The sequence below is a fragment of the Alteromonas sp. genome, from assembly GCF_984505615.1.
On the sequence record NZ_CFHOXV010000014.1, the window covers coordinates 42,682 to 56,886 of the forward strand.

Sequence of the window (14,205 nt, forward strand, 5' to 3'; positions counted from 1 at the left end):
TCCGATACCTGTGAACTGGTGTTTGAAGACTGTGAAGTACCGGCAGAAAACCTGATGGGCAAAGAAGGCGAAGGCGTCCGTATTTTAATGAGCGGACTGGATTATGAGCGCCTTGTTCTGTCCGGTGGTCCGCTGGGTATTATGCAGGCTTGTATGGACATCGTCGTACCCTATATTCATGACCGGAAGCAGTTTGGTCAGTCAATCGGTGAATTCCAGCTTGTACAGGGCAAAATTGCCGACATGTACACACAGATGAACGCCGCGAGGGCCTACGTGTACACCGTTGCTAAATCCTGCGATCGCGGGGAAACCACACGAAAAGATGCTGCCGGCGCCATTTTGTACTCGGCGGAACTGGCTACCCGTATGGCGCTGGACGCCATCCAGTTGCTGGGTGGCAACGGCTATATCAATGAGTACCCTACGGGACGTTTACTCCGCGACGCGAAACTTTATGAGATTGGCGCAGGTACCTCTGAAATCCGCCGGATGCTCATCGGCCGCGAACTGTTCAAAGAATCTGAATAAGTAAGGAGGGGTTATGCCCGTTCTGCATACTACTGTAAATCCTGCATCGGCAGAATTTAAAGATAATGCCGCCTGTATGCGCCGGCTGACAGACGATCTTAAAGCCAAAGTCGCTCAGATTTCTCAGGGCGGCGGCGAAAAAGCCGTGGATAAACACCATGCCAGGGGGAAACTACTGGCCCGTGAACGTATAAACGTTCTTCTGGATGAAGGCTCTCCGTTTCTGGAAATCGGACAGTTTGCAGCCTGGGAGGTATACGACGATTACGTACCCTGCGCCGGCGTAGTCGCCGGGATCGGGCGCGTAGCCGGCCTGGAGTGCATGATTGTTGCTAATGATGCCACTGTGAAGGGCGGTACCTATTACCCGCTCACAGTCAAAAAACACTTACGGGCGCAAACCATCGCGGAAGAAAATCATTTGCCCTGTATTTATCTGGTAGATTCCGGTGGCGCTAACCTGCCCCGTCAGGATGAAGTATTTCCCGACCGCGAACACTTTGGCCGGATCTTCTTTAATCAGGCCAATATGTCAGCGCAAAATATTCCGCAAATCGCCGTGGTAATGGGCTCCTGTACCGCCGGTGGTGCGTACGTACCGGCTATGGCCGATGAAAGTATTATTGTACGCGAACAGGGCACCATTTTTCTCGGCGGTCCTCCGCTGGTAAAAGCAGCAACCGGTGAAGTGGTCAGTGCTGAAGAACTGGGCGGTGGCGATGTGCATACCCGTACTTCAGGCGTTGCCGACCAGCTCGCTAATAACGATCATCATGCACTGGAGCTGGCACGCAATGCTGTCGGTAGACTGAACCGGCAAAACCGGTATCAGGTGGCAGAACAACACTGGGAAGAGCCACGCTATCCGGCATCAGACATCTACGGCATCGTGCCGGAAGGCTCGCGGAAAACCTATGATGTCAGAGAGATAATAGCCAGGATCACAGACGGCTCTGAGTTTGATGAATTCAAACCCCTCTACGGCACAACACTGGTTTGCGGCTTTGCCAGCATTTTCGGTATGGAAGTGGGTATTGTCGCCAATAATGGCATTCTGTTCGGCGAAAGTGCGCTGAAAGGCGCGCACTTTGTGCAGTTATGTGCAACACGCAAGACTCCGCTTATCTTCCTGCAGAACATCACCGGTTTCATGGTGGGTAAACAATACGAAGCTGGCGGCATTGCCAAACACGGGGCGAAAATGGTCACCGCAGTAGCATGCGCCAAAGTGCCGAAAATCACTGTTCTCATTGGTGGCTCGTTCGGCGCCGGCAATTACGGCATGTGTGGACGCGCTTATGACCCGCGCTTTTTATTTATGTGGCCGAATGCCCGAATCTCAGTGATGGGCGGTGAACAGGCTGCAGGCGTACTGGCTCAGGTGAAACGTGACCAGAAAGAAAGTAATAACGAAAGCTGGACTGACGATGAAGAGCAGGCCTTTAAGCAACCGGTTATCGATACTTATGAAAAGCAGGGACACCCCTACTATGCTTCCGCGCGCCTGTGGGATGACGGTGTGATTGACCCTGCCGATACCCGCAAAGTGTTGGGAATGAGTTTGAAAGTCGCCCTGAATAAACCCGTTGAAGAAACACGCTTCGGCGTGTTCCGCATGTAAGGAGTCCGGATCATGGAACCTGTAACCGATTTCGTGACGTACCATATTGATGAGCGCGGCGTTGCCAGCATTACACTGAACCGGCCGGAAAAGCACAATGCGTTTGATGACACCATTATTGCAGCGTTATCTCATTACTTAGACACCGCCGCTCAGGACAATCACCTTCGTGTTTTGATCCTGCGGGCTGAAGGTAAATCTTTCAGTGCCGGTGCAGATGCCGGCTGGATGAAAAAAATGGCTGGTTATTCTGTGGAGGAAAATCAGCAGGATGCTTTCGCCCTTGCCACTTTGCTCAACAAACTGAATACCCTGCCAAAACCGGTTATTGCCAGAGTTCAGGGTGCAGCCTTCGGTGGCGCAATAGGTCTGATTGCCTGTTGTGATATGGCCGTGGGTACCAAACTCAGCAAATTTTGCTTAAGTGAGGTCCGGATTGGTCTTATACCCGCCACCATCAGCCCTTATGTCATTGAAGCGATGGGTGCCCGTGTGTGTCGCCGATATTTCCAGACCGCAGAAGTATTTTCAGCCCGCCGTGCCAGACGACTGGGCCTGCTCAGTGAAGTGGTCACCGAAGACGAACTGGATGACACGGTAGAAACTCTCGTTTCTCAATTGCTTAAAAATGGTCCCGTGGCCATGGCCAGAGCAAAAGCGCTGGTGCGCAATGTGGCATTCCGCCCGGTGGACGAAAACCTGATGCAGGAAACCAGTCAGGAAATCGCGGATATCCGCGTATCTGATGAAGGCCAGGAAGGGTTAACCGCTTTTTTGGAAAAGCGCCCGGCGCAGTGGCAGGAGAGCAGTAATGATTAATAAACTTCTGATTGCTAATCGCGGTGAAATTGCTTGCCGTGTTATCCGCTCGGCTAAGAAACTTGGCATAGCAACGGTGGCGGTTTATTCCTCTGCCGACGAAAACGCAATGCATGTTGCGATGGCTGATGAAGCGGTAAAAATAGGCGAAGCCCCGTCAAAAGACAGTTACCTTCGTGGTGATGTCATTATTGATACTGCACTGAAAACCGGTGCAGATGCCATCCATCCCGGTTACGGCTTTTTATCTGAAAACGCAGCATTTGCCGAAAGCTGCCGTGCCAACAATATTATTTTCGTTGGTCCGCCGCCTGAGGCCATCCGTGCGATGGGTTCAAAATCAGCGGCCAAATCCATTATGGAAAAAGCCGGTGTTCCGCTTGTCCCGGGCTATCACGGTGATGACCAGGCGGATGGAGTATTACTTCAGGCTGCCAGAGAAATGGGCTATCCGGTATTATTGAAAGCCGCAGCCGGTGGTGGCGGTAAGGGCATGCGGCAGGTCTGGAAAGATGAAGAATTCACTGACGCTCTGAGTGCTGCCAGACGGGAGGCTATGGCCAGCTTCAGTGACGATATTATGCTGGTGGAAAAATACCTCACCCGCCCCCGTCACGTGGAGTTCCAGGTGTTTTGCGATCAGCACGGCAATGGTGTTTACCTGTTCGAGCGTGACTGTTCCTTACAGCGCCGTCATCAGAAAATCATTGAAGAAGCCCCCGCTCCCGGCATGACGGAAGCACTGCGCTCTCAGATGGGTGAAGCGGCACTGCAGGCAGCCAGAGCCATTGCTTATGAAGGTGCCGGCACAGTGGAGTTTCTCCTTGATGAAGATGACAGTTTTTATTTCATGGAGATGAACACCCGTTTGCAGGTTGAACACCCTGTGACGGAAATGATCACCGGTGAAGATCTGGTGGAATGGCAAATCAAGGTCGCACAAGGTGAAGTACTGCCGAAAAAACAGCAGGAACTTACGATAAACGGCCATGCTTTTGAAGCCCGTCTCTACGCTGAAGATCCGGATAACGGCTTTTTACCGGAAACCGGCATCCTCAAAGATCATACTCCGCCGCAATCCTCCCGTTATGTCAGGGTGGATACCGGTGTCCGGTGCGGTGATGAAGTCTCCGTGTTTTACGACCCGATGATCGCAAAATTGATTGTGTGGGATGAAAACCGGGAACAGGCACTCAGACGCCTGGCGACAGCCTTACGGCAATATCATATTGCCGGAGTAACCACCAATGTGGATTATCTGCACAGGCTGGCCACTCACCCGGAGTTTATCGCAGCCAATTTGACAACCACTTTCATCGACAAACACACTGCGTCGTTGCGGCAAAGCAAAAAAGTAAGTGACGAACAATTGGCAATGATGGCACTGATCTGCATATTGCCACGGGAAGAGACCACCGTTACATCTCCATGGGAAACACCCTCATCATGGCGGATGAACGGAATCTATCAGAAAACACTGCAACTGGCTATTGCCGGAACAGACAACTTCGCGGTGGACATCCGCTGGCCTGAACAGGAAAGCGACGACTGGCTGATTACCATTGATGGCAACGCACTGCGTGCAAACGGTAAATGGCTGAAAGACACGTTACAGTTAAACATTAACGATCATTTACAAACCATACGCGTTTCTGAGGACGGAGAAACCCGCACGATTTTCACGCAACAAGGCTGCCTGACTTTTAACGAAATCAAACCGGATAAGGGCTCTGATGAAGGAAGCGGTACAGAAAACACCTTCACTGCACCGATGAACGGCACGATTGTCGCCTGCCCTGTTGAAGCCGGCACCAAAGTAAAAAAAGATACCGTTCTGGTCATCATGGAAGCAATGAAAATGGAGCACAGCATCAAAGCGCCCTGCGATGGCACACTGGAAACGCTTTTCTGCTCTCCGGGCACCATGATTAACGGCGGCAGTGTCTTGCTGGAGTTTACCCCTGATGCAGAATGAACTCCCCCGCAAGGTAACACTGGTTGAGGTGGGGATAAGAGACGGGCTGCAGAATGAGTCTGCACCGGTGACCACTGAACAGAAAATAGCATTGCTGGGAATGCTCACTGAAGCCGGACTGAGACGCCTTGAAGCTGGCAGTTTTGTTTCCCCGCGTTGGGTTCCGCAAATGGCAGACACCGCCGCGGTGTTTGCCGGACTTCCTGAAGTTAACGGCGTCACCTACAGTGCACTGACACCCAACGAAAAGGGGCTGGAAGCGGCACTGGCGGCAAATGTAAAAGAAGTAGCTGTTTTTGGTTCAGCATCAGAATCCTTCTCACAAAAAAACATCAACTGTAGCATTGATGAAAGTCTTGCCAGATTTGAACCGGTTGTCAGCAAAGCGAAGGCAAAGGGGTTGACAGTCCGGGGCTATGTATCCTGTGTACTGGGTTGTCCTTATGAAGGGTACATTGCCCCAGCTGCCACAGCGCGTCTGGCTTCGGCTCTCACTGCCATGGGATGTGATGAGATATCACTTGGCGATACCATCGGAACCGGTACACCGCTGGCAACAGCAGCAATGCTGGAAGCAGTTAAAGAGGTAGTACCGCTGCCACAACTGGCAGTGCATTTTCATGACACCTACGGACAGGCTCTGGCAAACATACTTGTGGCTCTGCAGCATGGTGTCAGTATCATTGACAGTGCCGTTGCGGGGCTGGGGGGATGTCCCTACGCCAAAGGCGCCAGCGGCAATGTTGCTACAGAAGACGTGCTGTATATGCTCAATGGCATGGGCATTGATACCGGCGTCGATATGACCGCATTGCTGAAAGCAAGTCGGGCTGTAAGCCTTATCATCAACAGGAAAGCCCAAAGCAAAGTGGCAGCAGCACTACATTCTGATGAGCCGGCGCTTTGACTCAGTCCGGCGCTTTTTCCTGCGGTAAAATCAGTGTCATCACCACACCGGCAATCAGAAAGCCGGCCATGATGTAAACGACACTGAAGGGCAATACCTCTCCCAGTGCAGCATAAGTGGCCCCGAATAGCAGCAATATAATACCAATAGCGGTATTCGAGAAGGCCACCAGTTCCGTGCGTTGCTGCCCCTCCTTCACATCCAGACTGTAGGTTTTCCGGCCTGTACGCACGCCGGTGTGGGCAACGGATAACACGAAAAATAAGCAGGCTGGCCACCACAGACTGTCAATACTGACCATGAGCAGGCCGGCACAGGCAAGGACAGCCAGTATTCCTGCCAGTTGAAGGTTGAGTCTGGCACTTTTATCTGCCACCCTGCCCCAAACCAGCGAGGACAGCATGGTTGCAGCGGCCTGAGCAGCCAGATAAAACGGTAACAGCGACTGACTGTCAGCGTCGCCTTCCAGCATAAAAAACGGTGCGACCAGCGCTGAATGTACAAAGAGGCCTCTGACTGCGATGAAGCGGTACACCACACTATCAAACTGAGAAAAAGAAAAACCGGAGCTGTCCTGTTGATTGTCTTCGACACTGACCCGGGTTTTCACCGGCAACAGAATGAACAACGCTGCGACAAACGCGGCAAGAGCCAGTGCAATAATCATCAGAACAACGGTTTGTCCCAGTGCTGATTTGAAATAAATTAGCGGTACAGCAAGACAAAGTGTCAGTACACCTGACACAGTGGAAGCTATCCCCAGTAAATCGCCCCGCTCTCCTTTATCAGCGACGTCCGCCTGGATGTCTTTCATAGTCAGTGAGCAGGCAGCCCGTCCCAGGCTCAATAAAATCAGGCTGCCCAGTACCACCGAACCGGCCACGACGCCTTCGAGATACAGCGCACTGAGTAGCATTGCGGTCACTGAAAGCGCCTGCACAATCATGCCGGAACGCCACACCTGATGCCTTGCAGGATAACGCCGCAGTAAAACACCGATGAATGCCTGTGGAAGTAAAGCACCGGATTCTCTCACAGGCACCAGCCAGCTAATCATCCATACAGGCGCAGACAATGACAAAAGTAATGCAGGCAGCGTTGTTTTAGCGGATATCAGCAAATCCGCCAGTTTGTTAGCAGCCAGTGAGGCGATGACGAGGATTTTATTTTTCGGGTACAACGCAGCAAGACTCCGTGGCGGTCGTAACATTCACTATATCGCATGTAATGACCGCCATGAACGCCATTCTTCCGGTTGTCGGATCAGTTTATATACTCAGGTTTAGAGACTAACTCTGATTTTCCACAACGGTTTTCAGGTTTTCGAGCCCCAGTTCAAAGTCAGGTCCGATCATGCCATCCATCATCAATCCCATATACCTGTTTACCGGGTTCATGCCCATATCCCCGCTGTCGCTCCAGGTGACCAGCGTGCCTCCTTCAACAGACTCCAGTGTAAATTCACCGGTCGACCCCATTTCGTAATCAGGAAAATAGAGCCGGTAGGTCATCACGCGGTTATGTTGCAAACCGGTAATCTCCATCTCACCGTCGCCCTGAGTTTCACTGAGCCAGGCCGTTTGCATGCCAATGGCACGATCAGGGCCGCTGAACGAAACCTGCATGGCAGGGTCACGCATAAACCACACTGCCCACTGGGGCCATGCTTTTAAATTAACCACATTGGGATAAATGTCTTCAGCCGCGGCATTGATCATGATTTTGCGTTCGACATGATAATCTGAAGGTAACAGAAACCCGATGCCTGTCAGCACGAAAATGAGCACTATTATTGTCACCAGCGTTTTTTTCAGCCACGCCATTTTCAATCTCCGTGTTGATATTCACTCAAAATATATAACACTTAATTAACATTTGCAGCAGGAAATGTGTCAAACGTCCCGGAAAATTGCTGAACGACATATTTTCTGACGGCATCTGCGTCAACCCGGTCAATCCAGTTTACTTTGTGCCCTTCACTTTTCTCACATCTGAAAATGCGTCCTGCATCAGGGGTCGAAACAGATGCGTTAACATACCCTGACGTTTTTGAAAATGCCGTTTCCGGTAATCCTGCGATGGACGTCGCCAGTATGTCCCACAGGAAATAGGTGAATTCGTAAGACGGGATAGCGGTGACCGTTGCGGCCCAGAACTGCCCTGCCAGATCCGCCACCGGGGTGCGTGATTGCGCAAGCTGGATCAGGAACGCCCGGTCAACCGGGAGCGCATTTGTGGCGTCAAGGGGAACCAGACACACATTAACGCCACTTTGAATTAACGTACGGGTTGCACAGGGATCCCAGTAGGCATTCCATTCTGCGGTACCGTTATGGTCGTGCATTGCCACATTCCCCTTCACATCAATGGCCCCCCCATCCAAATCACTTCTTTGATTGCGGGTTTTAAAGCTGGCTGACGGGACAAAACTGCAGATAAATTTGTACACGGCCCTGTCATCAGCACCGTTACCGGTGATTCTGCCTGCTTTAATGTTTCCTCAATCCAGATATCAGCCGCGACAAATTGCACATTATCAGTGATTTCCTGTGTCCGGAGCATTTCAGGCATGCTGTGACAAACCCTTGGCTGAGCCCGCCATTCAGGGGGAAACGGATTGGGCCCCGGGATATTGCCGGTGGCTACAGGCACATGCCCGTTACCGGTAAGCGTTAAAATTTTTAAAGTACTTAACAGTGCATCATCCGGATAACAGTCTGCCGGGGTAATCGTCACGCCCAACAGATCCACATGGTCCATTGACAGTAAAAGCATCAGAGATAATAAATCGTCGATACCGCCGTCGTGATCGAAAATCACCGGGGTTCTGGTTAATTTAGCCGGCATAAAAATCCTTATCTGGCGTTAAATTTTATCTTGTGTAATATGGAGTTAATCATTTGTGACAGTGTTGTCCAAATGTTACTTTTTGCTTTTGTCTTTCAGGCACAGCCGTAACGTGCTGATAAAATGGAGAACCAACATGGCTGATAACAGTTCACGCTATATCAGTAATTTGACCCGGGACACTTACGCGCTGATTCTTGCCGGCGGCAAGGGGTCGAGACTGCATGAACTGACTACCTGGCGGGCAAAACCTGCCCTTTATTTCGGCGGCAAATTTCGCATTATCGATTTTCCGTTATCTAATTGTGTTAATTCCGGTATCCGCCGGATTGGTGTGGTAACGCAGTACAAATCACACTCACTCATCCGCCACCTGGTGCGGGGCTGGGGACACTTTAAAAAAGAACTTGGCGAATCCGTCGAGATTCTACCAGCATCCCAGCGGTTTTCCGATAGCTGGTATGAAGGGACTGCAGATGCGGTTTTCCAGAACATCGATATTATCCGCGATGAGTTACCCAAATATGTGATGATCCTTTCCGGAGACCATATTTACCGTATGGACTACGGCCCGATGATTGCCCGCCACGTTGAAAGCGGCGCAAAAATGACGGTGTCCTGTATGTCGGTACCGGTTCAGGAAGCTGCCGGGGCATTTGGCGTTATGTCGGTTGACGAAAATATGCGTATTCTGGGCTTTGAAGAAAAACCTGAACACCCTACTCCTCTGCCCGGTGACAGCACTCGCTGTCTGGCATCTATGGGTAATTATATTTTCGATACAGAGTTTTTGTTCGAGCAATTGCGCCGCGATGCTGAAAAGCAAGGCTCTCAACGTGATTTCGGTAAAGACATTATCCCTTCTATCATTAAAGACCATACGGTAATTGCCTACCCGTTTGAAACATCCGGTGATGAACAGGCTTACTGGCGCGATGTGGGTACTATTGATTCTTTCTGGGAAGCCAACATGGAAATGGTTGCGCCGGTGCCGCAACTGAATCTGTACGATCGTTTATGGCCAATCTGGACGTACCAGGAGCAATTGCCCCCTGCGAAATTCGTCTGGGATGAAGACGGCAGACGGGGTGAAGCCATTAATTCCGTCGTGTCAGGCGGTTGTATTATTTCAGGTTCAACGCTGCGCAGAAGTCTGTGCTTCTCAAATGTCAGGTTGCACTCTTACAGCACCATTGAAGAAGCGGTGATCCTGCCTGATGTTGAAGTTATGCGTAACTGCCGGCTGAAGAAAGTCGTCATTGACCGGGGTTGTGTGGTGCCCGAAGGCACTGTTATCGGCTACGACCATGAGGCAGACCGCGCCCGGGGTTTCCGTGTGTCTGATAAAGGTGTTGTACTGGTAACCCGCGAAATGCTGGGCATGCCTGTTGGTGGTTTAGGGGGTTAGCCCGCCTGCCAGCGCTGAATCGTGGTTGTAATGATTTCAGCGACTTTTTCCGGTTGTTCGAGGGGGAACATATGACCGCCATCGAACATCCGGAATTCCAGAGCATTGTCTTTAACGAATCTGGCTCTGTCTGACGGTTTTGCCACATCCGATCCGGAACCGGCAACCATCAGCCCCGGGCACTGCAATTTGCCTGAAAATTGGTGCAGATTATGGGGGAAATGACGGAAGATCTCAGCTTCTACTTGTCTGTCAAAAGTCAGTCTGCGGTTTTCTCCGTCCTTCACCGTGCCGGCGGCGACATAATCGCGGATACAACGTTTATCCATATTTCTGAACAGTGCTTTACCGGCAAAGTATCCTTCCAGATCATCATCCTCATGCCAGTGCGTCCGGCGAATTTTCGCAAGCCGTGACGGCGTTATTCTGTCCATCAGATTCAGTTTTTTCGCCCCGCGCACCAACCATTGTTTAGCCCCGTACACCATCGGGGGATCCAGCATAATCACCCCCTTTACTCTTTGCGGATAACGGCAAGCGGTCATATAAGACAACATGGCTCCGAATGAATGTCCGGCGAGCCAGACAGGCTGGTATTGCTCCTGCGAATCCAGATACCAGACAAGTTCATCAACCTGTTTTTGCCAGTTACCGGCTACAGGAAATTCTGGCTTGTGGCCAAACTGAGGATTCGCCAGCACGTTCCAGTCTGCCGGTAACGCTGAAAACAGGGTATTGTATGTGGCTGCCGGGAACCCGTTGGCATGGGCAAAATGAATTGTTGTCATAAGTCGTCCGGACTCTTCCTGAAACCGTAAAATTGGCGAAGTGTAAAAACTCTGCTAGGATACAACAAAACTCATCCGACCAGAAGAATTATGCACGTAGATGAATTGCTTGCTGTACCGGAAATGTCTGCTACAGCCGAAAATCAATGGCAGAGTGACCCGTTAATCATACCAAAGGACTGGGCCCAGGGCCGCACTGCATTTGGCGGGATCTCCGCCGGCATGGCCTATCAGGCCATTTCAACACAGGTTCATGATGACCGTGTTTTACGCTCTTACACCACTAACTTTGTCGGCCCTTTATTACTGAACGAGCCCTTTACTATTCTGGTCACCTGCCTGCGAACCGGAAAAAACGTATCCCAGTACACGGGTCAGATTATACAAAACGGTCAGACATGTGTGTTTGTGCAGGCATGCTTCGGCATGGCACGGACCTCAAAGATTCGGGTAGACAATGTTGAAACCCACGAAATGCCCTGGCCACAAAAGGCAAAATTTATCCCGCAAATACCTAAGGTCACGCCTAAATTTTTCCAGCATTTTGATTTGGCTATCGACGATGGCGGCATGCCTTTCACAGGAAAATCAGGCAGCCATTACCATGGTTTCATGCGTTTTAAGAAAGCGCCCCAAAGCATTAGTGATGCACATTTGATCACTATGATCGATGCCTGGCCTCCTACTTTGCTGCAGATGCTGCGATGGCCTGCACCGGCAAGTACTGTGAGCTGGAATCTTGAATTTATTCACCCTCATCACGAGGTCAGTGGTACAGACTGGTTCGCTTATAAGGTACATACCCGTCAGGCTGCAGACGGATACGGTCACACAGAAGCGACCATCTGGAACAGTCATAATGATGTTGTTGCCCTTAGCAGGCAAACGGTAGCGGTATTTGATTAGCAAACGGCGGCCGCCGGAGGAAACCGGCGGTCAGTAAAGGATAAATGAGTTTGGATTAAACAGTGACATTACACTGATACACTGCAGGTTAGTGATATCCAGCGCATCTTCCAGGTCTTCCCGCTTCAACGCCAGTCTGTCGTGCAACTCCGGAGAGAGATTGTGATAGCTCGGATACACTTCAGGATTTACGTTATCCAGGGCCAGCACGTAACTAAGTTGCAGAATAAGGGTATCGGAATCGTCCACTCCGCTGTCGACGTCGTGGATCAGCGATACCGGACGATAAATAGATTCAGGGATCCCCCAGCACTGCACCAGTGCAGATGACAATTCAGCATAGGTAAAGCCGAGAATGGCTTTTTGCAATTCAGCGGGACTGACTCTGGCATTAAACGCCAGGCATCGTTTCGCTTCCTGAGGCATCTCTGATGCAATCACCAGCTCTCCGATGTTATGCAGTAAACCGCACACAAACAGTTTCTCAGGTTCGCGGATGCGTTTGTTTTCAGCAAAATATTTTGCCAGCAAACCGCAACTGACGCTCTGCTCCCAGAATTTGTCCAGATCGATAACTTTGGCGTTGATATCACTGAATGCGTGGGTAATACCGTAAGCGAGCGCAAGGTCGTAGGCTGAACGTGTCCCGATGACTTGCAGTGCACGGCTGATGGTTTCAATTTTATTGGGGAAGCGGTACAACGCACTGTTAGCGACTTTCAGCATCTGACTGGTAAGCCCCGGGTCAAAAGCAATGATTTCAGCAATGTCTTCAATGCTGGCTGCGTTGTCATCCATACACTCTTTTAACCGGGTCACTGCATCTGGCAGTACAAACACCCCACTCGCTTTTTCTGCAATATCTTGTGCATTCATCACAACAATACTCCGGCAATATCCTGTAGACCTTGTTCAGCAGGCGTTCCTTTTTTCAGCTCGCTGTTTACATGTATAGGCCAGGAAATCGTAACATGCCACACTTTTTCAGTTTAAGGCCTTAAATAATACGGGCCCGGGAATTATTTGAAGTTTAACGTAAAGGTATAAAAGAGACGACGTATGACCAGATACATAAGTCTTAAAATGCATACCCTGCCCTGAGTCTGGTAACATACTGTCTTTTGTTAGCGGAACACCTTGTGAGCACTGCGTTTTCATCTTCCCGGCCTGTGGCTGTGATTATCGGTTTTGTGTGGCCAGAGCCTGACTCTTCAGCAGCGGGACAGAACATGATGGGTATTATCACCGGCTTCCTGAATGATGGCTGGCGGGTGGTATTTATGACTGCCGCCAACGCGTCTGAACATTGCGCCAATCTGGATTTAGACGGGTTGACGACAGAAAGTGTGGCACTGAATTGCAGCAGTTTCGATGAGCGTATTGCCGCTATTTCGCCGGATGTGGTGGTGTTCGACCGCTTTATGACTGAAGAGCAGTTCAGTGCAAGAGTGCGCGGCGCTTGCCCGGACGCCATGCGCATACTGAATACGGAGGACCTGCACAGCCTCAGACATCAGCGTCACGAACAGGTCAAAAGTGGCCACAAATCAGACAACTTTCCCGGCACATTCAGTGACATGACTATCAGGGAGGTCGCCGCCATTCTGCGAAGTGATTTGACGCTCATCATTTCTGACCGGGAAATGAACTGGCTGCAAAGCAATTTCCCGATACCCCGGGAGCAATTACTGCACCTGCCGCTGCTTACGACCGGGTGCCGGACACCTCTGCCAGACTTCCATGCCCGCTCAGATTTTGTTTTTATCGGCAACTTCCGGCATGCCCCGAACTGGGATGCGGTACTTCAGCTACAACAACTCTGGCCGGCTGTCAGAAAGCGTCTGCCGGGCATTAACCTGAATATATACGGCGCGTATCCTCCGAAGAAGGCAATGGCTTTGCATAATCCGGCCAGAGGATTTCACGTCAGGGGATGGGCTGAGAATGCAGATGAAACCATTGCATCTCACCGGATAATGCTGGCCCCCGTAAGATTTGGCGCCGGCGTAAAAGGAAAACTGGTGAAAGCCATGCAATGCGGTACGCCCTCTGTTACCACAACAACCGGTGCGGAAGGGATTGGTACACATGAAACCTGGCCCGGTATGGTTACACATACCAACGAAGACTTTGTTGAATCTGCTGTCACACTATATACTGATGAAAAGCGATGGTTGAAAGCGTCAGAAGATGGTAAACGTTTTGCGGCCAGTCATTTTGACTCAGTAAAACACCAGCGAATGCTCCTTGGTGAAGTTAATGCCCGCCGCGAGCGCCTTCACGCCGATCGCCGGCAATGGTTTTTACAGGCGATGGTATGGCACCAGTCACTGCGGGCTTCACAATTTATGTCACAATGGATAGAGGCAAAAAATAAACATCACGGGCAATAGTTGCTATGCT

General features: G+C 50.8%; 12 protein-coding genes and 1 pseudogene. 8 read left to right on the plus strand and 5 right to left on the minus strand.

What is annotated here, in order from left to right; translation table 11 throughout:
• The 5 genes from AC4PME_RS10265 to AC4PME_RS10285 all read left to right on the plus strand — a co-directional run.
• On the plus strand, positions 1-531 hold a 531-nt coding region (locus AC4PME_RS10265), incomplete at its 5' end, for an acyl-CoA dehydrogenase family protein (protein WP_491529583.1).
• Between the two features lie 13 nt (positions 532-544).
• On the plus strand, positions 545-2,152 hold the full coding sequence (locus AC4PME_RS10270) for a carboxyl transferase domain-containing protein (protein ID WP_491045516.1): 1,608 nt from the start codon (positions 545-547) through the stop codon (positions 2,150-2,152).
• A gap of 12 nt (positions 2,153-2,164) precedes the next feature.
• On the plus strand, positions 2,165-2,971 hold the full coding sequence (locus AC4PME_RS10275) for an enoyl-CoA hydratase/isomerase family protein (RefSeq protein WP_119501565.1): 807 nt from the start codon (positions 2,165-2,167) through the stop codon (positions 2,969-2,971).
• Positions 2,964-4,946: an acetyl/propionyl/methylcrotonyl-CoA carboxylase subunit alpha gene (locus AC4PME_RS10280; protein WP_119501566.1), complete on the plus strand. Its 1,983-nt coding sequence runs from the start codon at positions 2,964-2,966 to the stop codon at positions 4,944-4,946. Before AC4PME_RS10275 ends, AC4PME_RS10280 begins: the two co-directional genes overlap by 8 nt.
• A complete protein-coding gene (locus tag AC4PME_RS10285; protein WP_119501567.1) occupies positions 4,936-5,853 on the plus strand; it encodes a hydroxymethylglutaryl-CoA lyase in 918 nt (305 codons plus the stop codon). Before AC4PME_RS10280 ends, AC4PME_RS10285 begins: the two co-directional genes overlap by 11 nt.
• A gap of 1 nt (position 5,854) precedes the next feature.
• On the opposite strand, the gene AC4PME_RS10290 is transcribed toward AC4PME_RS10285, so the two are convergent.
• The 3 genes and pseudogenes from AC4PME_RS10290 to AC4PME_RS10300 form a co-directional block, all read right to left on the minus strand.
• Positions 5,855-7,063, minus strand: a complete 1,209-nt coding sequence (locus AC4PME_RS10290; protein ID WP_491045517.1) for an MFS transporter — start codon at positions 7,061-7,063, stop codon at positions 5,855-5,857.
• Between the two features lie 79 nt (positions 7,064-7,142).
• Complete coding sequence (locus AC4PME_RS10295; RefSeq protein WP_119501569.1) at positions 7,143-7,676, minus strand: SRPBCC family protein; 534 nt, start codon at positions 7,674-7,676, stop codon at positions 7,143-7,145.
• Positions 7,677-7,717: 41 nt separating this feature from the next.
• Positions 7,718-8,700 (minus strand): annotated as a pseudogene (locus tag AC4PME_RS10300) (nucleoside hydrolase).
• A 136-nt stretch (positions 8,701-8,836) separates the two neighbouring features.
• On the opposite strand from AC4PME_RS10300, the gene glgC reads away from it, so the two are divergent.
• On the plus strand, positions 8,837-10,108 hold the full coding sequence (gene glgC, locus AC4PME_RS10305; protein ID WP_119501571.1) for a glucose-1-phosphate adenylyltransferase: 1,272 nt from the start codon (positions 8,837-8,839) through the stop codon (positions 10,106-10,108).
• Here glgC and AC4PME_RS10310 read toward each other — a convergent pair.
• The gene (locus AC4PME_RS10310; RefSeq protein ID WP_491045518.1) at positions 10,105-10,896 is read right to left on the minus strand and encodes an alpha/beta fold hydrolase; all 792 of its coding nucleotides are present in this window, start codon (positions 10,894-10,896) and stop codon (positions 10,105-10,107) included. The genes glgC and AC4PME_RS10310 overlap by 4 nt on opposite strands.
• 90 nt (positions 10,897-10,986) lie before the next feature.
• Here AC4PME_RS10310 and AC4PME_RS10315 point away from each other — a divergent pair, with 90 nt between their 5' ends.
• Positions 10,987-11,802 carry an acyl-CoA thioesterase gene (locus AC4PME_RS10315; RefSeq protein WP_491045519.1) on the plus strand — a complete coding sequence of 272 codons (816 nt, stop codon included), beginning with the start codon at positions 10,987-10,989 and terminating at the stop codon, positions 11,800-11,802.
• Between the two features lie 30 nt (positions 11,803-11,832).
• On the opposite strand, the gene AC4PME_RS10320 is transcribed toward AC4PME_RS10315, so the two are convergent.
• Complete coding sequence (locus AC4PME_RS10320) at positions 11,833-12,678, minus strand: HDOD domain-containing protein (protein WP_491045563.1); 846 nt, start codon at positions 12,676-12,678, stop codon at positions 11,833-11,835.
• 263 nt (positions 12,679-12,941) lie between these two features.
• Between AC4PME_RS10320 and AC4PME_RS10325 the strand changes: the two genes are divergently transcribed.
• Positions 12,942-14,195: a glycosyltransferase gene (locus tag AC4PME_RS10325; RefSeq protein WP_491045520.1), complete on the plus strand. Its 1,254-nt coding sequence runs from the start codon at positions 12,942-12,944 to the stop codon at positions 14,193-14,195.
• Positions 14,196-14,205 lie beyond the last annotated feature (10 nt).

Excerpts from the sequence above, each read along its gene's own strand:
- AC4PME_RS10270 (WP_491045516.1), top strand. The coding sequence starts at position 545 with ATGCCCGTTCTGCATACTACTGTAAATCCTGCATCGGCAGAATTTAAA.
- AC4PME_RS10275 (WP_119501565.1), top strand. The coding sequence starts at position 2,165 with ATGGAACCTGTAACCGATTTCGTGACGTACCATATTGATGAGCGCGGC.
- AC4PME_RS10280 (WP_119501566.1), top strand. The coding sequence starts at position 2,964 with ATGATTAATAAACTTCTGATTGCTAATCGCGGTGAAATTGCTTGCCGT.
- AC4PME_RS10285 (WP_119501567.1), top strand. The coding sequence starts at position 4,936 with ATGCAGAATGAACTCCCCCGCAAGGTAACACTGGTTGAGGTGGGGATA.
- AC4PME_RS10290 (WP_491045517.1), bottom strand. The coding sequence starts at position 7,063 with ATGTTACGACCGCCACGGAGTCTTGCTGCGTTGTACCCGAAAAATAAA.
- AC4PME_RS10295 (WP_119501569.1), bottom strand. The coding sequence starts at position 7,676 with ATGGCGTGGCTGAAAAAAACGCTGGTGACAATAATAGTGCTCATTTTC.
- glgC (WP_119501571.1), top strand. The coding sequence starts at position 8,837 with ATGGCTGATAACAGTTCACGCTATATCAGTAATTTGACCCGGGACACT.
- AC4PME_RS10310 (WP_491045518.1), bottom strand. The coding sequence starts at position 10,896 with ATGACAACAATTCATTTTGCCCATGCCAACGGGTTCCCGGCAGCCACA.
- AC4PME_RS10315 (WP_491045519.1), top strand. The coding sequence starts at position 10,987 with ATGCACGTAGATGAATTGCTTGCTGTACCGGAAATGTCTGCTACAGCC.
- AC4PME_RS10320 (WP_491045563.1), bottom strand. The coding sequence starts at position 12,678 with ATGAATGCACAAGATATTGCAGAAAAAGCGAGTGGGGTGTTTGTACTG.